Below are 21,834 nucleotides of genomic sequence, written 5' to 3' on the forward strand. Positions count from 1 at the left end.
GACAAAATTTTGAAGAAACTATTGGCTATTTTTGTGGCTTGCGTAATTGGTGTATCCGCAGTAGGATGTACTGGAAACAATGCAGTGGCTACAGTAGATGGAAAAGCAATTACGACTAAGGAATTTGAAGATCAATTGAAGTTTAGCAAGTGGATAACAGAGCTTCAGTATGGTGATAATATTTGGGAAACTATGAAAAAGCAGGATCCTAAGTATCAGGATACTATAAAAACTCAGGTTTTAGATTCACTAGTTCAGAGTCAGATATTTTTACAGTATGCAGAAAAGAATGACATTAAACCAGATCAAAAGCAGTTAGAAGAGTTTAAGGCTCAAAATAAGAAAATGTTCGAAGATGCTAAGGCAAAAGAATCATTTACTAAGAGCGGTTTAGATGAAAAATTTATGGATGATTATGCACAACAGGCAGCTACTATAACAGGAGTTGTAAAGTTTGTTGAAAAGAAATCAACTCCAGATGAAAAGAAATTAAAGAAGTATTATGATGAAAACAGCGAAAAGATAGATGCTTCACATATACTTTTGGTAACTACAGATGAAAAGACTGGTAAGCCATATCCAGATGAAAAGAAGGTAGAAATAAAGAAGAAGGCTGACGAAATATACAAGAAAGCCAAAGACGGTGAAGATTTCGCTAAGTTAGCAAAAGAATATTCACAAGACCCAGGTTCAAAAGAAGCTGGAGGATCTTTAGGTGAATTCTCTAAGGGATCAATGGTAGAAGAATTTGAAAATGTTGCATTTTCAATGAAGCCAGGAGAAATATCTGAACCAGTTGAAACACAGTTTGGATACCATATCATAAAGGTAAACAAAAAGACTAAGCTAGACTATGCTAAGGTAAAGGCTGAAATGAAGCAGGAATTGACTCAGAAAAACAGTCAAGAAATGATTTCAAAGATTCAGGATACTGCAAAAGTTGAGAAGTTTGAGGAGAAGGTAAAGGAAATTCCATTCGGTTCAACAGGAGCAGAAAAGAAGGAAACAGAAAAGAAAGATACAGAAAAGAAAACTGAAGAAAAAAAGACAAATGAGAATAAAGATTCAGGAAATGAACAAAAGAAAACTGAAGAAAAGAAATAATTAACAAAAACTAAAGACTACCGTAATTAATTACGGTAGTCTTTTTTTATATACAACAATTTAATCGATATATTGATATATTAAAATACCTTGAAATATGCAAATTTTGGGGATAAATTGGTATTTATATGGTATAATATCTATTGTGAATTTGAAGTTAAAATTTAATAGGAGGACAAAATGGAGATAAGTAATAAGAAAAATTCCTTTTTGATGGGTACCTTGATTTTAGGTGCTGCTGGGATTATTATAAAGATTTTGGGCGCAATATTTAGAATACCTTTGGGGTATTTTATAGGTGCAGAAGGTATGGGATATTATCAGACAGCCTATCCAGTATATGCCCTATTTCTTACGCTGGCTACTGCAGGATTTCCTACAGCTATAGCCAAGCTTGTTTCTGAACAAGCTGCCTTAGGTAATCATAAAGGTGCAAATGAGATATTTAAGATCACTCACTTGATGCTATTTATTACAGGTCTTGTGATGTTTTTAGTTTTATTCTTTGGTGCTGACTATATTGTAACAAATATTCAGCATAATCCGAATGCAGTCACAGCTATGAGGGCAATTGCTCCGGCACTTTTGATAGTACCGTCGATGTCCGCTTATAGAGGATATTATCAAGGATATCAACAAATGAGTAGAATAGCGGTGTCTCAGGTAATAGAACAGGTTTTTAGAGTTTTTTTAGGGTTAATATTGGCATATATGCTAATGACACAGTTTGGACCTAAGTTGGGCGCTGCAGGTGGTATATCAGGAGCTACTATAGGTGCATTTGCATCATTTCTATTCTTGGTAATGGTATATATGAAAGATGCTAAAAAAAGAAAAGTAATGATGGAAGAGAGTGTAGGCTATGTTAAGCAGAAAACATCTTCTATAGTAAAAACAATTATTAAGGTTGTGATTCCTATAAGTATAGGAGCTTGTGTAATGCCTCTAGTTAATGTTGTAGATACTGTAATAGTAATATCTAGACTAGAAGTAGCAGGATACTCTACAATGGCTGCCAACTCTATGTTAGGACAGCTTACAGGCATGTCTATGCCTATAATAGTTATGCCTATGATATTTACTACGGCTATTGGTATGAGCCTTGTACCAGCTATTTCAGCATCATATACACTTAAAAAGTTTGATGAAGCTAGACACAATGCAAAGTTAGCATTTAAAATTACATTACTATTGGTATTACCTTGTGCATTTGGGCTAGCAGCTTTGTCACAGCCTATAATGGGATTATTATATCCAAAACAGCCTGCTGAGGTACTAGGGCTTATGTTATTTACTCTTGCTCCAGGATGTATATTCTTGGGTCTTTTATACACATTTAATGGTATATTACAGGGAATGGGTAAACCAATGATTCCAGTATATGCATTACTTTGTGGTATTGTAGGTAAAATAGTTATAAGTTATACTTTGACAGCAATGCCAGCATTTAATATATTGGGTTCTGCAATAGGTACAGTTATTTCATATATGATAGCGGCGATTATTGAGTATATCTATATAAAGAAAGCTTTAGATATAGAATTTGACAAGATGCAATTCTTTATCAAGCCTTTGATAACAGTTATAGTTATGTTTGTAGGAGCAAGATACTCTTACATGGGATTAAGCATGTTTATAAATCCAAAGATAGCAACACTAATAGCTATAGCAATTGGTGGAGTAATCTACATTGTAGTATTATTAGGTTCTGGTGGTATTTCGCAGGATGAGATATTGGCAATGCCTAAGGGTAAGAAGATATTGAGCAAGCTAAAGAAAATGAAGTTAGTAAGATAAAAATTATATTAATTAAATATATATTACGCTTTCAAATAGAGTGTTGAAAATTTATGACATTATGAAGGTTTTAGTAGTGAATTTAAAAATTGATATAGAATATAAGAACAAAAATATGGGATTGTGCAGTATTTTGTACGATCCCTAATTTTATTTTGAAAAGTTAAGCATTAATTAAAGGAGGTATATTATGATAACAATAGTTGGACTTGGTGCAGGTGATATTTCACAGATAAGCTTTAGTGCAATGGAAATATTGAAAACATCTAAAAATATCTATATGAGAACAGCAAATCATCCCATATTAGAAAAATTGGAAATTGAATACGAGAGTTTTGACGATTATTATGAAGATGGAGAAAACTTTGAAGCGGTTTATGAAAAAATAGCAAAAAAAGTGCTTGAAATTGGAAGAAATAATGATATAATATACTCTGTCCCTGGACATCCTAGAGTTGCTGAAAGTACAGTTCCACTAATAGAGAGTTATGCACGCAAAGAAGGCATACAAGTTGATGTTATTGCCTCTATGAGCTTTATAGATGCTATGTATAACTATCTTGAGTTTGATCCATCTGAAGGTTTTAGGCTCTTAGATGCATTTGATGTAAGATTGAAGGATTTGGATTGCGATTCAAATATTATTATTACGCAAGTATATGATAGATTTATTGCTTCAAATATAAAGATTAAGCTTATGGAGTATTATGAGGATGATCAAGAGATATATTTAGTAAGATCAGCGGGTATTAAAGGTCAAGAATTTAAAGAAAAGATGAGTTTAAGCGAACTAGACAGAGATAAAAATCAATTTGATCATTTAACAAGTCTTTTTATAGCAAAATCAAACAAGAAGAGATTTAAGGATGTTTTTGACCTAAAAGATTTAGTTAGAAAATTGAGACAAGAAAATGAAGAAATAAAATCGCTTGAATATGTTGATATTGCAGAAAAATTGGGTATTGATTCTAAAAGACTTATAGCTTCTGTTGAAAATGATAATATAGAAGAAATGATAGAATCATTAGGAGAAGCATTATATGATGTTGTATTGCATTCTCAGATAGGAATTGAAGAAGGTTACTTTGATTTTGAAGAGGTCTGTGATAGCGTATGCATTAGTTTAAGTGCTAGATAAATATGTATATACAATAATAAAATTGATAAAAAACATTGAAAAATAGCCAAAACTTATGTATAATAAACTTGTCAACTAGAAAGAATTGTAGACATTTAAGTTGTAAAAATAAGAAAAACATTACGGGAGGTAATTATTGTGAATAAGGCAGAATTAGTTGCAAAGATGGCAGAAAAGAGTAATTTAACAAAGAAGGAAAGTGAATTAGCTCTAAATGCTTTTATGAAGGTTGTTGAAGAAACTCTAGTTTCTGGCGAAAAGGTACAGCTAGTAGGCTTCGGAACATTTGAAACAAGAGAAAGAGCTGCTAGATCTGGAAGAAACCCTAGAAAGCCTGATCAGGTAATAGAAATACCAGCTTCAAAGGCTCCAGTATTCAAGGCAGGTAAAGGTCTTAAAGAATTAGTAAATAAGTAAAAATACTTTTAAAAAGTATTTAAAACTTTTTATATTTGATTTAGAAATAGTATTGTAAAAGATTTTCCTTTTCAATACTATTTTTTATTTCCTCGAATTTTTTATAACTTATAACTTATTATTATTTTATAAAAAACAAATAAGTTAGATAAATATTGATTTAGTTAAGAAAAACAGAAAAAAATAGAAAAGAAAATTATATTTTGGAGATTGTATGGGTTATATTAAGTAATCTATGTTAAAATAGTAATGAAAATAGAATAAAGATGAACAAGGGTATGATATAAACATAGAAAGCTTATAAAGTAGTTGATGTTGTTTATAGTCATATAGATAATGATATTTATAGCTATGAATGTGTTATAATTAATGCATGTATATTTAAGTTAAAGGAGAGCCATGAGATTAGATAAGTATTTAAAAGTTTCAAGAATTATAAAAAGAAGAACTGTTGCCAAGGAAGCTTGTGAAAAGGGAATGGTTCAGATAAATGACAAGCCAGCCAAATCGTCATCTGAAGTAAAGGTTGGAGATATACTGACACTTACATTTGGAGAAAAGGTTGTAAAATATAGAATAACAGAAATAAAAGAACATGTTCTAAAAAATGAAGCAAAAGAATTATATGAATCAATATAGCGTAAAAACTTGTAAAGGTGGGCTATAAAAATGAGATATGCTACAATAGATATAGGAACGAATTCTATGAGGTTATTACTGTCTGAAATAAGTGGAAATACTTTTTTAGACAGGAAAAAATATGTAAATACGACTAGGTTAGGCAAAGGAATAGATGAATCAGGAATTATAAGTGATGATTCTATAAGGAGTAATATCGATGCTCTAAAAGAATTTGCGGAAATTTCCAAAGACTATGCTTGCGAGCAAGTTATGTGTATGGGAACAGCAGCTTTGAGAAATGCAAAAAATAGTGATGTGTTTGTTAAAGAAGCTAAGAGAGAAACTGGAATTGATGTAGATATAATTTCTGGTGAAAAAGAGGCTATTTTAGGATATACTGGTGTAGTAGGCGGGATAGATATCAAGGACGAGGCAGTCTTAATAATAGATATTGGTGGTGGATCTACTGAATTTATAATAGGAGATAAAACCAAAATATTTTATAGAAGAAGTCTGGATTTAGGAGCCTTATTACTTACTGAAAAGCTTGTATCAAGTATGCCGGAGAGTGATCAAGAGTTAAAAATAATAAAAAACTATATTGAAAATAATGTTTCATCCGTAGTAATGGATATAAAGCATATGTTTGAAAGTGGTAAACTATCGGAAAAATTTGATTTTAAGCAACTAAAGCTTATAGGAATAGGTGGAACTATTACGTCTGTTTCGGCAATTAATCAAAATCTAGAAGTATATTCTATGGAAAAAGTTCACTCAAGTATCGTCAAATATTCTGAGTTAGAAAATCAAATTGAAAACATAAAATCTATGAATTTGAATCAAAGAAGAAATATAGTTGGTTTGCAGAAAAAAAGAGCAGAAATTATTTTATCAGGAGAGATGATATTAGAGTCTATAATGAGAAATCTCTGTTTGAAATCAATACAAATTAGCGAATATGATAACTTAGAAGGACTGGTCTTGAAGGATATTCAAAGTAAAATAGAATCTCGTTAATAATAGTATGAATTATATAATAAAAGATATGAATTAAATAAATGGAATATTTTGTCTGTATTAAAAATGTTTTCATGAAAAATAAGAATGGGGGTTGAATTTAATGACAAGTAAAGTTAAAAAAGCCGTAATACCAGCGGCAGGACTGGGAACAAGATTTCTTCCAGCCACAAAGGCACAACCAAAGGAGATGCTCCCTATAGTTGACAAGCCAACTCTACAGTATATAATTGAGGAGGCAGTAGCATCAGGTGTTGAAGAAATATTGATAATTACAGGAAGAAATAAAAAGTCGATAGAAGATCATTTTGATAAATCTGTTGAACTAGAATTAGAACTTGAAAATAAAGGCAAAACTGAACTTCTTGAAATAGTAAGAAACATATCAAATATGGTAAATATTCACTATATAAGACAAAAAGAACCTAAGGGATTAGGCGATGCTATATATTGTGCTAGATATTTTATAGGTGATGAACCATTTGCAGTAATGCTTGGCGATGATATAGTTGACAATGAGGGTGGTAAACCTTGCCTTAAACAATTAATAGATGCTTATGATAAATATAAAACTACAATTTTGGGAGTTCAGGAAGTAGAAAGAGAAAATACAAATAAGTATGGTATAGTAGATGGTGTAAAGATAGAAGACGATGTCTATGATGTAAAGGCTCTAGTAGAAAAGCCAGATCCAGAAAAGGCTCCTTCTAACGTAGCCATACTTGGCAGATATATTATTACTCCAGAAATATTTGATATATTAGGAGATTTGCCTCCAGGAAAAAATAGTGAAATTCAACTGACAGATGCATTGGAAGAGTTAAGTGAGAAGAGCAAAATGTATGCCTATGTATTTGAAGGAAGAAGATATGATTTGGGAGACAAGCAAGGATTCTTACAGGCAACTGTTGACTTTGCTCTAAAGAGACCGGAATTAAAGGATGAATTTTTAAATTACATTACAAATATATGTGAAAAAAAGAAGGAAGATAGGTAATAGGATGTCAAAGAAAAAAATCAAAACGATTAATAAGATAGTAGCAGTTTTGATAGCAGCGATGTTTGCTATATCAAGCGTTGCTTTTGCAATTAGTGTAGTACTAGGGAATTAATATAAAAGGGGGGTGAATAGATGAGCAGTAGAGAAAGCTATCGTGAACTATTAAATAAGGAAAGTATTGTTGAGTTAAGAATTATTGGGAAAAAAATGAATGTAAAATCAGTTACAACATATAAAAAAGCTGATTTGATAGAACAGATATTAAATATAGTCGAAGATGATAAAGATTACTTAAGAGAGTTTGAAATATCAATGGGAATAGAACTTTCTGAGACAAAAGAAAATAGTGATATTGTAAAAGAAAATGATGAGAAAGCTTTAAATAAAGATGAAGAAGTTGATAGGCATAAAAACACATCAAATCGAAATACAACAGTCAAACATGAGAAGCAACATAGAGACAATAACTATTCTAGCAATGTTTTCAAGAAGTATAGTAATCAGAGAAATAATAATGAGAATTCGTCTGAAAATGACAATGAATATAGAGAACATAATAGTAATGAAAAAAGAGGATCTGAAACACAATTTTCCACTCCGCCTAGTATGACGGATAAAAATAAGGCAGAGGGAGTGTTAGAAATACTTCCTGATGGATTTGGATTTTTGAGGGGTACTAATTACTTATCAACAGAAAATGATATATATGTATCTCCAAATCAAATTAGAAAATTTGGGCTTAAAACTGGAGATTTTGTAACAGGAGTCACAAAGCCAGATAATCCAAGTGAGAAATTTAAGGGTCTTATGTATATTTATTATATAAATGGAGATCATCCATCTTCTGGAAGAAATAGAAAGCCTTTTGAACAGCTAGTTCCTATTTATCCTAATGAAAAATTAGTTCTAGAAACTACAGGAGATAGCATTTCTACAAGAATAATAGATCTTTTCTCACCTATAGGTAAGGGACAAAGAGGCCTGATAGTAGCTCCTCCTAAGGTAGGTAAGACAGTTCTTTTGAAAAAAATTGCAAATAGCATTTCTGTGAACCATTCTAATATGAAGTTGATAGTACTTTTAATTGATGAAAGACCAGAAGAAGTAACGGATATGAAGGAATCAATTGATGGTGAAGTAATATACTCTACCTTTGATCAAGTATCATCTCATCATGTAAAAGTAGCGGAGATGGTTTTAAACAGGGCTCAGAGATTAGTTGAGCATGGAGATGATGTAGTAATATTATTAGACAGTATTACTAGACTTGCCAGAGCTTATAATCTAACAATAAGCCCAACTGGAAGAACTTTATCGGGAGGTATAGACCCAGGAGCTCTTCATGGACCTAAGAAGTTTTTTGGTGCAGCTAGAAATATTAGAAATGGAGGCTCACTTACTATATTGGGAACGGCACTTGTAGACACAGGCTCAAGAATGGACGATGTTATATTTGAGGAATTCAAGGGAACAGGAAATATGGAACTTCATCTTGACAGAAAACTAGCTGAAAAGAGAATCTTCCCAGCTATAGATGTGTACAAATCAGGTACTAGACGTGAGGATCTACTTTTAACTAGTGAAGAGATGGAAGTCTTATACAAGCTAAGAAGAATGTTCAGTGATGAAAGCACACAAATTGCCGCAGATAAGGTAATTGAAGAGATGAAAAAGACAAAAAATAACAAGGAATTTATAGAAATAATAAAAAAAATTAATTTCATATAATACAATACTTTAAATAAATAATTTTAGAATAGTATTGATAAAGATGTTGAATTCACTTTATTATTATGATATAATAAGGGAGTTGAATTTAAGGGATTTTTAAATCCGAAATAATAAATAAAGAAAAATTGGGAAGAGGTGAAATTATAATGAAGAAGGATATACAACCAAATTACAAGGAAGTTGAAGTACGTTGCGCATGTGGAAACACATTTATGGCAGGATCAACTAAGGATGAAATAAGAGTAGAAATATGTTCAGAGTGTCACCCATTCTACACTGGTAAGCAGAAGAATATCGAAAAGGGTGGTAGAATCGACAAGTTCAAGAAGAGATTCAACATGGAATAATATTTCGTGTAAATCAATATTTAAATTCGAATTTACATATTACATTGAGATAGCGTACTTTGGGTACGCTATTTTTTATTTTTGTATTAAAATACCGTGCATATTGCACGGCCTTTTAATATATTTTATTATTACTAATAAGCTTTTCAGCAACTGCTCTATCAAAGCTTTTAATATATTTTATTATTTACTAGCAAATTTTACAGCGATAGTTCTATCAAAGCCTTGTATAGATTTAATTATTTACTAGCAAGCTTTCCAGCAACCATTCTGTCAAAGCCCTGTATATCTTTTTTTGTATATATATCTGAAAATCCACATTCTTTCATTTTATCAATTATATCTAGTGACTGGTCATGTCCAGATTCAAAGATAAGCATACCTCCAATTTTTAGGAATTCTCTAGAGTCTTCAATTATTTGATTATAAAAATCCATTCCACTTTGTCCACCTGATAGTGCAATCATCGGTTCAAAACTTTTTACATCAGTTTCTAATGTAGGTATGATATCTTCTTTTATGTAGGGAGGATTTGATACGATGATATCTAGATTGCCCTTTAAAGAATCAAGTTTTTTGGATTTAAAAAGATCGCTATTTATAAACTCAATATTATTCACATCTAAATCAAAAGCATTTTTTTGGCTTACCAAAAGTGCAGCCTGTGAAATATCAACAGCATAAAAATTTATATTATTATTGTTATTAATTAATTTTGAGCTACTAATTACAATTGCACCAGAACCAACACACATATCTAAAACTTTTATATTATGATTAGTGGAAGATAAATTGTCTATTTGTTCAATCAATTCTTCAACTATCAGCTCAGTATCTGGTCTGGGTATTAGTACGTTTTCATCAACATAAAATTTAAAGCCCATAAATTCTTTTTCATTAAGAATGTAAGCGATTGGCATTTTTTCCATACGCTTTTCAAATAAATTGATAAATTCTTTTAGTTTATTTTCATCCAATTCTTTGTCATAATTCATGATAAGTTGCATTCGATCTTCATAAGCTAAAACACTAGAAAGAAGTAGTTCAACATCCAATCTAGCTGTGGGGCTTGAACTATTTAGTTTTTCAGTGTATTCAGCGATTATTTCCTTTAATTTTTTCATTTTACTCTCCTTTATATAAGCATTTCCATAATTAAACAGAAAAATCAATAAGTTTGTCTCTTATTTAATAGAAAATTTATATTTATTTGTAATATCACAGCGAGGTTGAAAGGACATATATATTAAAACCATGCTAGAATATAAGTATACTATATTTTCATAGACCTAACTATAAATAGTTTTGATATAGAAATTAAACTTTTATAAATCGTAGGCATTTTTAGAGAGATATTTGGATTAAGAAAGAGGTTTGATTAAGAAAGCTGTTTGGATTTAGAAAAGATATAAAATCAATAGGGAGATTATCAACTAATAATTAAATATGACAGGGAATGTAATAAACAAAATACTTTATTAAAAAATAGGAAATGCAAATCGTATTTTTTATCTGAAAAAAAAGAATATTCAATTATGACAGTTTCATTGAAGATTTATAAAAAAATATATTTAAAATTTATTTTTTATTTGTAAACAAATTGTTTAATTAAAATTAATGGGATATGTTTTTGAAAATAAAAATATTGAAGTTTTGCTATAAAATTTAATAAAAAGATTTAAAAAAGAATATTTTAGAAATTTGAACTTGAGATTGAGAAAATCTATGAATTGATAGTATAATAGAGTTAGTTAGAGAAGAAAACGATAATTCAGAAAAAACAAAAAAATGAAGGATACTGTATACAATGGTTTAATGATATCAGATAGGGGAGTATTATGTCTAGAAAAGAAAAGATTAATAAAGCATTTAAAATGTCAATTCCTATAGCTTTTGGATATATATCATTAGGATTTATGGGTGGAGCAATGATACAAAAAAGCGGATTTAATGTATTGGAGATACTCTTGGTATCTTGTCTAATATTTTCAGGTAGTGCTGTATTTATAGCAGCAAACATGTTATCAGCTGGAATATATCCACAGATATCTATATACTTGATTGCTACAATTCTTATAACGAATCTTAGAAATATAATGTATAGCTCTTCATTGGTAAATAATACCAAAGATTTAAAAGGGAAAAAAAGAGCTTTATTTGCCCAATTTGTTACAGATGAAACTTTTGCAGTAAATAAGATATGCTATGAAAAAGATAAAGAGTGGGATGGGGACTGTGCACTCTATCTAAATTTATTTGCCTGTCTTTATGGTTTAATAGGAAATGGATTGGGTGGAGTGTTTGGACAAGTAATTGATATACCTCTCGACTTAGGCTTTTTCATGATGTCTAGCATGTTTATAATACTGACAGTATTACAAATAGAAAAAAAACTCGATCTATTGATGCTAGTGGTCTCGGTAATAGTATCATTTGCAGTATTGAGCATATATCAAGGTGGTCTAGACCTTATTATAATAGCTCTTATAGTGACTAGCATAGGATACTTCTTGGATAAAAAGTTGGAGCAAAGAGAAAAAATAAATTCAAGGTATAATGAGGGGGATATTTATGACTAGTACAGTTTTAAAGATGGCAATAATATTTATATCATTTATAGGTATGTTTGCCATGAGATATATTCCGTTTGTTATTTTAGGTGAGAAGGGAACGTCAAAAGAATTTGAAAGATTTATAAAATATATTCCAATTGGAGTATTCGTTGCTTTGATAGTAAAAGATATATTTTTTAAGGATGGAAATATTTTCTTATCACTAGAAAATATAAAGCTACTACCTATGCTCATTGTTATAGCAATTTCAATAAAGTTTAAAAATATTGGTTTATCTGTGGTATCAGGTGGTATTCTAATAATTATAGCAATGCTTATAAGTTCGAGATTGTAAAGTTTGAAAAGGCCAAAGTACTAAAATTAGTATAAAATAGAAATTATGATTATATTGGGTGTAAGATATAATTATAAAGAGAAAAACAATTTAGGTAATAAAAATATAATAAAACCTAAGCAATAGTTTTATTTATTAAAATATTTTGTGAAAATTCGAATATAAGATGATAATATTGAGATTTTAATCTTTATTTATTGTTAAAAGTAGGTATTTATGTTATAATATTTAATTGATTATGTTTAGGAACGAAAGATGAAATTACAAGAATTTTTTTGTGATATATCGGATATTTAATTTATATAGGAAGGTGAAAATTAATGCTAAATAAGCTAAAAGTTTTGGAAGATAAATATTTAGAACTGAGCGAAAAAGTTGCAGATCCAGAAATAATTAGTGATCAGCCAACTTGGCAAAAACTAATGAAAGAAACTTCTGAACTAGAACCAATTGTTATGAAGTATAAAGAATATAGAGCAGCTAGTGACTTGATTGCTGAGTCAAAAGAAATATTGGAAGAAGAAAGTGATGAAGATCTAAGAGAACTAGCAAAGTTAGAACTATCTGAAGCAGATGCAAGTCTTAAGGAAGTAGAACAGGAACTTAAGATTCTATTGGTACCAAAAGATCCTAACGACGAAAAGAATGTAATCGTCGAAGTAAGAGGTGGTGCTGGTGGAGATGAAGCCGCATTATTTGCTGCAGACCTACTTAGAATGTATAGTAGATATGCAGAAAGAAGAGGATGGAAAACGACTCTTATGAGTTCAAATGAAACTGGTGCTGGTGGATTTAAGGAAGTTTCATTTATGATAAAGGGTAAGGGAGCTTATTCAAGACTTAAGTACGAATCAGGAGTACATAGAGTTCAAAGAATACCAACAACTGAATCAGGCGGTAGAATACATACATCAACAGCAACAGTTGCTGTACTTCCAGAAGTAGAAGATGTAGAAATACAGCTTAATCCAGAAGATGTTAGAGTTGACGTATTTAGAGCTTCTGGAAATGGTGGTCAGTGTGTAAATACTACAGACTCTGCCGTTAGATTGACACACGTTCCTACAGGAGAAGTGGTATCGTGTCAGGATGAAAAATCTCAGCTAAAGAATAAAGAGAAGGCTATGAAGGTTCTAAAGGCAAGGCTTTATGATAAGGCCTTATCAGAACAACAAAAGGGTATTGCAGAAGAAAGAAAAAGCCAGGTTGGTACAGGAGATAGATCAGAGAGAATAAGAACTTACAATTTCCCACAGGGAAGAGTAAGTGATCACAGAATAAACTTGACACTATATAAGCTGGATTCATTCCTAGATGGCGATCTAGACGAAATGATAGATGCGCTAATAACAGTTGACCAGACAGAAAAGATGTCATCATTTTAATTGATTGTGTAAATTAATTTTCTAATTGAGACTCTGGCTTATAAGCCAGAGCCTTTTTTTAGAAATTTTTAGAAATTTTAAGTAACTATAAAATTATAGTTGGAAGGAGGATTGGCAGTTCCTCCCTGGCGCAAGTTGGAGAATCTGCCACAATTTATGGAAACAATAATAAAGACTATAGATCCAAATAACATTGACATGGATACTATAGATGAGTTTGGAAAGATGTTAAGAGATGGGAAGACTGTAATATTTCCTACAGAAACAGTATATGGTCTGGGAGCAAATGCATTGGATGAAAATGCAGCGGCAAAGATATATACAGCAAAAGGTAGACCGAGTGACAATCCACTTTTAGTTCATGTTTCTGATATTTCAGAAGTAGATGATCTTGTAAAAAATGTAGATGAAAAAGCAAAGATGCTTATGGAGAAATTTTGGCCAGGGCCACTTACAATTCTATTTAAGAAGGAATCCATAATACCTGATAGAACAAGTGGAGGCTTAGACACTGTTGCCATAAGAATGCCATCAGATGAAGTTGCTAGAAGAATAATTAAAGCAGCAGGAGTTCCTATTGCGGCTCCGTCAGCAAATATATCTGGTAAGCCATCACCTACTAAGGCAGAACACATAATAGAGGATATGAATGGTAGAGTAGATGCAATCCTTATAGGTGGAGAGTGTAACTTTGGAGTAGAATCAACTATAGTAGATTTATCTGGAGACTATCCTCTAGTACTTAGACCAGGATGTGTTACTCTTGAAATGTTAAGAGGAGTCTTGGGTAAGGTAGAGATAGATCCATCTATAATGAATAAAGATGATAATATAAAAGCCAAAGCACCAGGTATGAAATACAAGCATTATTCACCAGATGCACAAGTATATATAGTATCTGGAAATGATGAAGCTAGAGTATTAAAAATAAATGAGTTGATAGAAGAAAATTCAAAAAAAGGATTGAAAACAGGTGTTTTATGCATGGGTAAGAATTTAAGCAGATATAATACCAAGACATTCAATCTGGGTGATAACTATGAAGATGTAGCTCATAATTTATTTGATGAATTGATAAAACTTGACAAAGAAGGAATAGATATAGCTTATACAGAAAGCTTTGAAGAAAAAGGCGTAGGCGTTGCGATTATGAACAGATTAAAAAAATCTGCAGGGTATAGAATTATAGAGGCTTAAGCGAGAAATAATAATGCAAATTAACGTGAATAGCACAAATAATTTGCAATGACAAAGGTTTTACTTTATTTTTAAAATAGATTTTGTAAAAAGACTAAAATAACAGATGTTATTAAGTTTAATTTAATGTTTAAAAGGTAAGATAAAAAACAATGGAGGTAAATGTATTATGAAAATTGCATTAGCATGTGACCATGGCGGTCTAAACTTAAAAAACGCAATTAAGAAGCACCTTGAAGAAAATAGTTACGAGGTTGAAGATTACGGAACATACACTACAGATTCTGTAGATTATCCAGATTACGCTAAGAAAGCCGCAGATGCAGTAGCAAATGGCCAAGCAGACTGTGGTATATTAGTATGTGGCACAGGAATTGGTATAGGAATAGCTGCAAATAAGGTAAAGGGAATAAGATGTGCAACTGTTGGAGATACATTCTCAGCAAGAATGACAAAAGCACACAACAACGCAAATATGATAGCTCTAGGAGAAAGAGTTACTGGAGTAGGTCTAGGACTTGACATAGTTGATGCTTATCTAAATTCAAAATTTGAAGGTGGAAGACACCAAAATAGAATAGATAAGATAATGGAAATAGAAGCTGGTAAGTAGTATAAACAGAGAGTTGAAATTGTATTAAAAAATATTTTATTACGATTTAATCAAGATTAGAAATTATTTATAAAAGAGTTTTTGTAACATTCAATTTAAAAACTATAGATTAATTCTATAGATGAAATATATTTAATTTATTAAAATAATATATAGAAAATATGGAAATACTATTGAATAATGTTACAAAAAGAATTATAATAACCACGATATATTTTTAAGAAAAACAGATAAAAAAAATAACAAGAAATTGCACATAAATTTAGGAGGGCATATTATGAACAAAGTAATAATTACAGAACATCCTTTAATTCAACATAAGTTGACATTGATGAGAATGAAAGATACAGGATCAAAAGATTTTAGAGAACTATTGACAGAGATAACAATGTTAATGGGATATGAAGTTACAAAGGATTTACCTTTAAGTGATACAGAAATAGATACACCAGTTGGAAAGACAAAGTCTAAAGTTTTAGCTGGTAAGAAGTTAGCAATAGTACCAATTTTAAGAGCTGGAATAGGAATGGTTGACGGATTTGTCAGCTTGATACCTGCTGCAAAAGTTGGACATATTGGTCTATACAGAGATCCAGAAACTTGCAAGCCAGTTGAATACTACTGCAAGTTACCACAGGATATAGGAGAAAGAGAAGTATTTCTAGTAGATCCTATGCTTGCTACAGGTGGTTCAGCTACAGCGGCAATTGAACTGCTAAGAGAAAAGGGTGCAAAGAATATAAGACTTATAAATCTTGTTGCTGCTCCAGAAGGAATTGAAGAAGTTCATAGTAAATATCCAGACGTAGATATATATGTCGCTTCAGTTGATGAAAAACTAGACGATCATAAATATATAGTTCCAGGATTAGGTGATGCTGGAGATAGACTATTTGGCACAAAATAATTGAATTGCAGAGGTTGTATGATATACTATATCATACAGCCTCTGAATTATTATGTTACATTTTACCACTAATTAAATACTGTTAGTTGAAGAAAATAATATATATAGGGCTAACGACTTCTTAAAAAGTCTTTTTATTTAGAAAAGTTTAAATTTTTAAAAGATACAGTTAATGCAAAAATATAGAAGGTAAACGGAATGTAAAATTATTGTTAAAAGATAGAATATCATAAGATTTAGTGATAAAATGTAACTCGTGTAACAAGTTTGAAATACTACTTTTTAAAATTAAAATGATAATGGAGAGATTTAATTGAATAAAAAACAATGGTTTCAGATAGTAAAGTCATTATCCTTATTGACACAACTTGGATTAATAGTAGTAATATGCGTTTTTGGATGCGCTTATGTGGGTATATACCTTGACAGAAGACTAAATACCGCACCTTTATTTGCAATTATATTCATATTGCTTGGGATAGGTAGCGCTTTTGTTAGTTTATATAGAACTCTTGAATCATATATAAAGAAAAGGAAGTGATGCCTTGGATAGTAAAATACTTAATGATATTAAAAAAATATTAATAGGAATTGGAATTTATGATTGTGTAATTATATTAATTATGCTAATCATTAAAAAGTTGTCCTTTGCCACAGTCGGCGGTTTGATAGCAGGTAGTTTAGTGTCTATTTTGGCCTTGTTAATGCTTACCAAAAACGTTGTTGATTTGGTGGAAAAAAATAAAGGAAAGGCCAGTGTTGCTGCTATGTTTGGGTATATGTTAAGACTTACTCTATATGCAGCGATATTAGTGTTTGCAGCAGTAAATAAAAGTATCAGCGTATATACAGTAGCATTGGGATTAATTAGTACAGGCTTAGTAATAAAATTGCAACAGCTAGTATTTAAAAAAATTAAGAGAAAGGAGGAATAAAATATGGATCAAGCCAGATATGTCCTTTACTTGGGTAATCTAAAGATCAGTGAGACAATAGTTGTACAGTGGGTTATAATGTTACTTCTAATTATAGCAGCATTTATACTCACTAGAGATCTAAAGAAGGTACCGACAAGTAAGAGGCAACATTTTCTTGAGTGGGCTATAGGCGCACTGAGGAAGTTAGTAAAAGAAACTATGGGTGAAACATTTACATCTAGAGTTCCTTGGATTACTTCATATATAGGAACAATAATGTTGTTCTTCTTATCTTCGAACTTGGTTGGGCTTTTAGCACTTAAATCGCCAACTACTGATTTGGATACAACAGTAGGATGGGCATTAATAACATTCTTTATGATTTATGTAATGGGAGTAAAGTTCAATGGTCCAAAATACTTCAAATCACTTATAGAGCCAACGCCTTTAATGGCACCTCTTAATATTATAGGAGAATTAGCAAGACCTATTTCACTAAGTTTCCGTCCATTTGGTAACATACTTGGTGGAACAATAATTATGGGATTGGTCTACAGCTTATTACAATATATTTCAACTCTAATACCACATATGAGTATTCCAGTAGGACAGTTTTTGATACCAGTCCCACTTCATATGTATTTTGACCTTTTCGCAGGATCCCTACAGGCATTTATATTTGTAATGTTAACAATGGTATTTGTTAGTAGTGTTGTTCCAGAAGAAGAGTAGTTGGAAAGCAAGTTAAAAATGAAAGTAACGCTATAGTATAGTGAAAACTATATAATATAATAATAAACACTTTATTAAAAGAAAATTAAGTAAACAGGAGGAAAACACAATGTTAGAAGGAATGAGTTTAGGAATAGCAATCGCAGGTTCAGCTATAGGTGCAGGTATTGCCGTAGCTACAGGTTTTGGTGCAGGTATGGGTCAGGGTTACGCTGCAGGTAAGGGTGCTGAAGCAGTTGCAAATCAGCCAGAAGCAAAGAGTGACATCGTATCTACAATGATACTAGGTCAGGCAGTTGCAGAGTCTTCAGCAATATACGGTCTAGTAATAGCTATATTACTTATATTCGTTAACCCTTGGATTAAGTAATCAAATCAAATGAGGTTTGAAAATACTAGAAAGGGGGAAGAACTATGGAATTTAAGCCGTTAGTTGGCTTGACACCGGAGCTTTTTATTACTCTAGCCAATACATTAGTATTATTTTTGATATTAAAGAAACTACTTTTTAAGCCCGTTATGAAAATTATGGACGAAAGAGAAGAAGACGTTAAAAATGATATTGAGCATGGTAAGAAGGCAAAAGAAGAAGGCCTAAAGTTCAAGTCAGAATATGAAACTAAGGTAGGTACTGCTAGAAGTGAAGGTCAGCAAATAGTTGAGATGGCCAAAAGAAGGGCAGAAGAAAAATCTTCTGAGATACTTTCTCAGGCAAGACACGATGCTGAAAATATCAAGACTAAAGCTTCTGCAGACATAGAAAAAGAAAGAAAGCAGGCTTACAATGACGTTAAGGGTGAAATATCAAGTATTGCACTTTTAGCAGCATCTAAGGTTATTGAAAAAGATATTGATAAGTCAAAGCATGAAGAGCTGATAGATGAATTTATTAAAGACGTAGGAGATGCTAAATAATGATTAGTCAGGTAGCAAATAGATATGCTCGAGCATTGTTCGAATTGGCGGACGAGCAGAATCAGGCTTCCGAAATATACTCTGAAATAGTTGATTTAAATGATGTAATAAGTTCAAATGAAAATCTTTATGATGTACTAAGATCACCATTTATACCAAAAGGTGAAAAAAGAGGTGTTGCATATGATTTATTTGCAAAGGAAGTCTCAAAAGACTCAAAGAACTTCTTAATGGTACTGATAGATAGTGATAGAACTACTGAACTATCATCAATTGTTCAAGCATACAAACAAATGCTGAATAATAAATTTAATATCGCAGAAGGCCAGGTACTTACAGCAATAGCTCTAAGTCCAGAACAGATTTCAGAATTGGAAGAAAAACTTTCTGCTAAATATAATAAGGATGTAAGACTTACTAACAAGATAGACAAGGACATACTTGGTGGTGTTCTTGTAAAAATAGGAAACGAAGAGATAGATGGAACTGTCAAGTCAAGACTTGGAGATCTAAGCGAAATCTTATCTCAAGTAATATCATAGAAATGGTGGTGAACCCATGAATTTAAAACCAGAAGAAATTAGTTCCATAATTAAGAGTCAAATCAAAAATTATGAGAATAAAATTAAACTTACTGACACTGGTAGCGTACTTAGCGTTGGGGATGGTATTGCCAGCGTATATGGATTAGAAAACGCAATGTCTGGTGAGTTACTTGAATTCCCTGGTGGTATATACGGTATGGCGCTAAATCTTGAGGAAGAAGTTGTCGGTGTCGTAATACTAGGTGATGATATAAACATAAAAGAAGGCGACGTAGTAAAGAGAACTGGAAGAGTAGTTGAGGTTCCAGTTGGAGATGCTCTTATAGGTAGAGTTGTAAATGCTCTAGGTCAGCCTATTGACGGAAAGGGAGATATAAAGTCTGAAAAAACTAGACAAGTTGAGTCTCCTGCTCCAGGAATAATGGATAGAAAATCAGTATTTGAACCACTACAGACAGGTATCAAGTCAATTGACTCAATGATACCTATTGGTAGAGGTCAAAGAGAGTTGGTAATAGGTGATAGACAGACAGGTAAGACATCAATACTTGTAGATACTATTATCAATCAGAGAGACAAAGATGTAATATGTATATACGTAGCTATAGGGCAGAAAAGATCAACTGTTGCTCAGCTAGTATCTACACTTGAAGATCATGGTGCGATGGACTACACAATAGTAGTATCAGCTACTGCATCTGAATCAGCTCCACTTCAGTACCTTGCTCCATATTCAGGTGCTGCAATGGGTGAAGAATTTATGTACAATGGGAAACATGTACTAATAGTTTATGATGATTTAAGTAAACAGGCGGTTGCATACAGAGAAATGTCCCTACTACTTAGAAGACCGCCAGGTCGTGAAGCTTATCCAGGTGATGTATTCTATCTACATTCAAGATTGTTGGAAAGAGCTGCCAAGTTATCTGATGAACTAGGTGGTGGATCAATGACTGCTCTACCAGTAATAGAAACACAGGCAGGAGACGTATCTGCATATATACCAACAAATGTAATATCAATTACAGATGGTCAGATATATCTACAGCCAGAACTATTCTACTCAGGTATTAGACCAGCAGTAGACCCTGGTATATCAGTATCAAGAGTTGGTGGATCCGCTCAGATTAAATCAATGAAAAAGATTGCAGGTACATTGAAGCTTGCATACTCACAGTATAGAGAACTTGCTGCCTTTGCACAGTTTGGTTCTGACCTAGATGAAGATACAAAGAGAAGATTGGCTCAGGGTCAAAGAATCGTTGAAGTACTAAAGCAGGGTGAACATAAGCCAGTAAAAGTTGAAAATCAGGTTGTAATAATATTTGCTGTTATCAACAACTTGCTAGCTGATATAGATTTGGATCAGGTAAAGGAATTTGAAGATGGACTATATGACTACATAGATAGTGTACATCCTGAATTGCTTCAAAAAATACTTAAGGCTGAAGATTTTAACGAAGAATTAACTCATGCTATAGAAGAATTTAAAGTTAAGTTCAAAGCCGAAGCATAATCCAATCAGAGGAGGTATGTAAATGGCAGGAGCCGGAATGAAGGCAATAAAAACTCGTATTGCCAGTATAAACAGTACAAAGCAAATTACTAATGCCATGCATCTAGTTGCTTCTTCGAAACTTAGAAAGGCAAAATTAGCTGCAGATGAATCCAGCTCATATTTTAATACATTGTATGAAACAATAGTTGAGATTTCAATGAATACAAAGGGCGTTAATAGCGAGTTTTTAAAGAGTAGAGAATTAAAGAAAAGATGCCACATTATCGTTGCAGGGGATAGAGGTCTTGCAGGAGGATACAATGGTAATGCATTTAAGGAAGCTGAGAAATACATGGGTCTAGTAGACGATTGTGTGATAACAGTAGGTAAAAAGGCATATGACCATTTTTCTAAGATGGATGTGGAAATAATAGATAAAATAGAATCAGTAGAGAAGTATGAATATGAAGATGTAAGTAGAATTACTGAAAAATTAATGAAAATGTTTGTTGATGGCGACATTGATGAAGTTTTATTTACATATACTCAATTCTTCTCAGCGCTTTCTCAGGAAGCGAGAACCATCAAAATATTGCCTTTGGTATTTGATGAGCCTCTAGAGTACGGAGGAGAAAGATACAATGAAAATATGCAAGAAGATGATCCAGATGTATTTATCAGTGAGGATCTACTTCGCGAAAGAGAAGAAATAAGACAAAGAGAAAAACAAGAAGCTGAAGAATATGCTAAGAAGATGAAGTCAAAGGTAAGTACAGGAAAAGCGAAAGTGCAATACCTTCCTTCACCTCAAAGTGTGTTGGAATTCTTGATACCTACATATATTTCAGGTACAATCAACGGTGGTATTGTAGAGTCTTATGCTTCAGAGCAGGGTTCCAGAAGAACAGCTATGGAATCTGCTACTGACAATGCAAATGAAATGATTCAAAGCTTAGAGCTTAGCTACAATAGAGCAAGACAGAGTGCAGTTACTCAGGAAATTACTGAAATAAGTGCCGGAGTTGAAGCTCTAAAGTAAGGAGGAT

At 32.0% G+C, this 21,834-nt stretch carries 24 protein-coding genes; 23 read left to right on the forward strand and 1 reads right to left on the reverse strand.

Translation table 11 applies throughout. The features are described from left to right. Positions 1-9 precede the first annotated feature (9 nt). From RR561_RS06010 to rpmE, 9 genes are all read left to right on the forward strand, one after another. Complete coding sequence (locus RR561_RS06010) at positions 10-1,104, forward strand: peptidylprolyl isomerase (protein WP_332506649.1); 1,095 nt, start codon at positions 10-12, stop codon at positions 1,102-1,104. Positions 1,105-1,284: 180 nt separating this feature from the next. Next, positions 1,285-2,901: a putative polysaccharide biosynthesis protein gene (locus RR561_RS06015; RefSeq protein ID WP_332506650.1), complete on the forward strand. Its 1,617-nt coding sequence runs from the start codon at positions 1,285-1,287 to the stop codon at positions 2,899-2,901. Between the two features lie 190 nt (positions 2,902-3,091). Further along, on the forward strand, positions 3,092-4,039 hold the full coding sequence (locus tag RR561_RS06020; protein ID WP_332506651.1) for an SAM-dependent methyltransferase: 948 nt from the start codon (positions 3,092-3,094) through the stop codon (positions 4,037-4,039). Between the two features lie 138 nt (positions 4,040-4,177). Continuing rightward, positions 4,178-4,456, forward strand: coding sequence for an HU family DNA-binding protein (locus tag RR561_RS06025; protein WP_106777299.1), 279 nt, complete (start codon positions 4,178-4,180; stop codon positions 4,454-4,456). A gap of 399 nt (positions 4,457-4,855) precedes the next feature. Further along, positions 4,856-5,095 carry an RNA-binding S4 domain-containing protein gene (locus tag RR561_RS06030; RefSeq protein ID WP_332506652.1) on the forward strand — a complete coding sequence of 80 codons (240 nt, stop codon included), beginning with the start codon at positions 4,856-4,858 and terminating at the stop codon, positions 5,093-5,095. Positions 5,096-5,125: 30 nt separating this feature from the next. Further along, positions 5,126-6,094: a Ppx/GppA phosphatase family protein gene (locus RR561_RS06035; RefSeq protein ID WP_332506653.1), complete on the forward strand. Its 969-nt coding sequence runs from the start codon at positions 5,126-5,128 to the stop codon at positions 6,092-6,094. A 103-nt stretch (positions 6,095-6,197) separates the two neighbouring features. Beyond that, positions 6,198-7,091, forward strand: a complete 894-nt coding sequence (galU, locus tag RR561_RS06040) for a UTP--glucose-1-phosphate uridylyltransferase GalU (protein ID WP_332506654.1) — start codon at positions 6,198-6,200, stop codon at positions 7,089-7,091. A gap of 135 nt (positions 7,092-7,226) precedes the next feature. Continuing rightward, positions 7,227-8,822, forward strand: a complete 1,596-nt coding sequence (rho, locus tag RR561_RS06045) for a transcription termination factor Rho (RefSeq protein ID WP_332506655.1) — start codon at positions 7,227-7,229, stop codon at positions 8,820-8,822. Positions 8,823-8,971: 149 nt separating this feature from the next. Further along, complete coding sequence (gene rpmE / locus RR561_RS06050; RefSeq protein ID WP_332506656.1) at positions 8,972-9,172, forward strand: 50S ribosomal protein L31; 201 nt, start codon at positions 8,972-8,974, stop codon at positions 9,170-9,172. A 239-nt stretch (positions 9,173-9,411) separates the two neighbouring features. On the opposite strand, the gene prmC is transcribed toward rpmE, so the two are convergent. Beyond that, a complete protein-coding gene (gene prmC / locus RR561_RS06055; RefSeq protein ID WP_332506657.1) occupies positions 9,412-10,296 on the reverse strand; it encodes a peptide chain release factor N(5)-glutamine methyltransferase in 885 nt (294 codons plus the stop codon). 714 nt (positions 10,297-11,010) lie between these two features. On the opposite strand from prmC, the gene RR561_RS06060 reads away from it, so the two are divergent. The 14 genes from RR561_RS06060 to atpG all read left to right on the forward strand — a co-directional run bounded on the left by RR561_RS06060 (position 11,011) and on the right by atpG (position 21,827). Then, positions 11,011-11,751 (forward strand): AzlC family ABC transporter permease, encoded by a 741-nt coding sequence (locus RR561_RS06060; protein ID WP_332506658.1) that lies wholly within the window; start codon positions 11,011-11,013, stop codon positions 11,749-11,751. Next, positions 11,744-12,079 (forward strand): AzlD domain-containing protein, encoded by a 336-nt coding sequence (locus tag RR561_RS06065; RefSeq protein WP_332506659.1) that lies wholly within the window; start codon positions 11,744-11,746, stop codon positions 12,077-12,079. The genes RR561_RS06060 and RR561_RS06065 overlap by 8 nt, the downstream gene beginning before the upstream one ends. Before the next feature lie 320 nt (positions 12,080-12,399). Continuing rightward, positions 12,400-13,464 carry a peptide chain release factor 1 gene (gene prfA / locus RR561_RS06070; RefSeq protein ID WP_332506660.1) on the forward strand — a complete coding sequence of 355 codons (1,065 nt, stop codon included), beginning with the start codon at positions 12,400-12,402 and terminating at the stop codon, positions 13,462-13,464. A gap of 156 nt (positions 13,465-13,620) precedes the next feature. Beyond that, a complete protein-coding gene (locus tag RR561_RS06075) occupies positions 13,621-14,661 on the forward strand; it encodes an L-threonylcarbamoyladenylate synthase (protein WP_332506661.1) in 1,041 nt (346 codons plus the stop codon). 169 nt (positions 14,662-14,830) lie between these two features. Beyond that, positions 14,831-15,274 (forward strand): ribose 5-phosphate isomerase B, encoded by a 444-nt coding sequence (gene rpiB, locus RR561_RS06080; RefSeq protein WP_332506662.1) that lies wholly within the window; start codon positions 14,831-14,833, stop codon positions 15,272-15,274. Positions 15,275-15,551: 277 nt separating this feature from the next. Further along, positions 15,552-16,181: a uracil phosphoribosyltransferase gene (gene upp / locus RR561_RS06085; RefSeq protein ID WP_332506663.1), complete on the forward strand. Its 630-nt coding sequence runs from the start codon at positions 15,552-15,554 to the stop codon at positions 16,179-16,181. A 358-nt stretch (positions 16,182-16,539) separates the two neighbouring features. Further along, positions 16,540-16,722 (forward strand): AtpZ/AtpI family protein, encoded by a 183-nt coding sequence (locus RR561_RS09075; protein ID WP_334309598.1) that lies wholly within the window; start codon positions 16,540-16,542, stop codon positions 16,720-16,722. Between the two features lie 4 nt (positions 16,723-16,726). After that, entirely contained in the window at positions 16,727-17,116 is a 390-nt protein-coding gene (locus RR561_RS06090) for an ATP synthase subunit I (RefSeq protein ID WP_332506664.1), read from the forward strand. A 3-nt stretch (positions 17,117-17,119) separates the two neighbouring features. Beyond that, positions 17,120-17,830 carry a F0F1 ATP synthase subunit A gene (gene atpB / locus RR561_RS06095; RefSeq protein WP_332506665.1) on the forward strand — a complete coding sequence of 237 codons (711 nt, stop codon included), beginning with the start codon at positions 17,120-17,122 and terminating at the stop codon, positions 17,828-17,830. Positions 17,831-17,939: 109 nt separating this feature from the next. Further along, positions 17,940-18,200, forward strand: coding sequence for an ATP synthase F0 subunit C (atpE, locus tag RR561_RS06100; protein ID WP_332506666.1), 261 nt, complete (start codon positions 17,940-17,942; stop codon positions 18,198-18,200). Positions 18,201-18,244: 44 nt separating this feature from the next. Continuing rightward, positions 18,245-18,745, forward strand: coding sequence for a F0F1 ATP synthase subunit B (gene atpF, locus RR561_RS06105; RefSeq protein ID WP_332506667.1), 501 nt, complete (start codon positions 18,245-18,247; stop codon positions 18,743-18,745). Beyond that, positions 18,745-19,287, forward strand: coding sequence for a F0F1 ATP synthase subunit delta (locus RR561_RS06110; protein WP_332506668.1), 543 nt, complete (start codon positions 18,745-18,747; stop codon positions 19,285-19,287). The genes atpF and RR561_RS06110 overlap by 1 nt, the downstream gene beginning before the upstream one ends. 16 nt (positions 19,288-19,303) lie before the next feature. Beyond that, positions 19,304-20,806 (forward strand): F0F1 ATP synthase subunit alpha, encoded by a 1,503-nt coding sequence (atpA, locus tag RR561_RS06115; protein WP_332506669.1) that lies wholly within the window; start codon positions 19,304-19,306, stop codon positions 20,804-20,806. Between the two features lie 22 nt (positions 20,807-20,828). Next, on the forward strand, positions 20,829-21,827 hold the full coding sequence (gene atpG, locus RR561_RS06120; protein WP_332506670.1) for an ATP synthase F1 subunit gamma: 999 nt from the start codon (positions 20,829-20,831) through the stop codon (positions 21,825-21,827). The last annotated feature ends 7 nt before the right edge of the window (positions 21,828-21,834 follow it).

It is taken from the genome of Peptostreptococcus sp. (assembly GCF_036639115.1).
Classification (GTDB): Bacteria; Bacillota; Clostridia; order Peptostreptococcales; family Peptostreptococcaceae; genus Peptostreptococcus.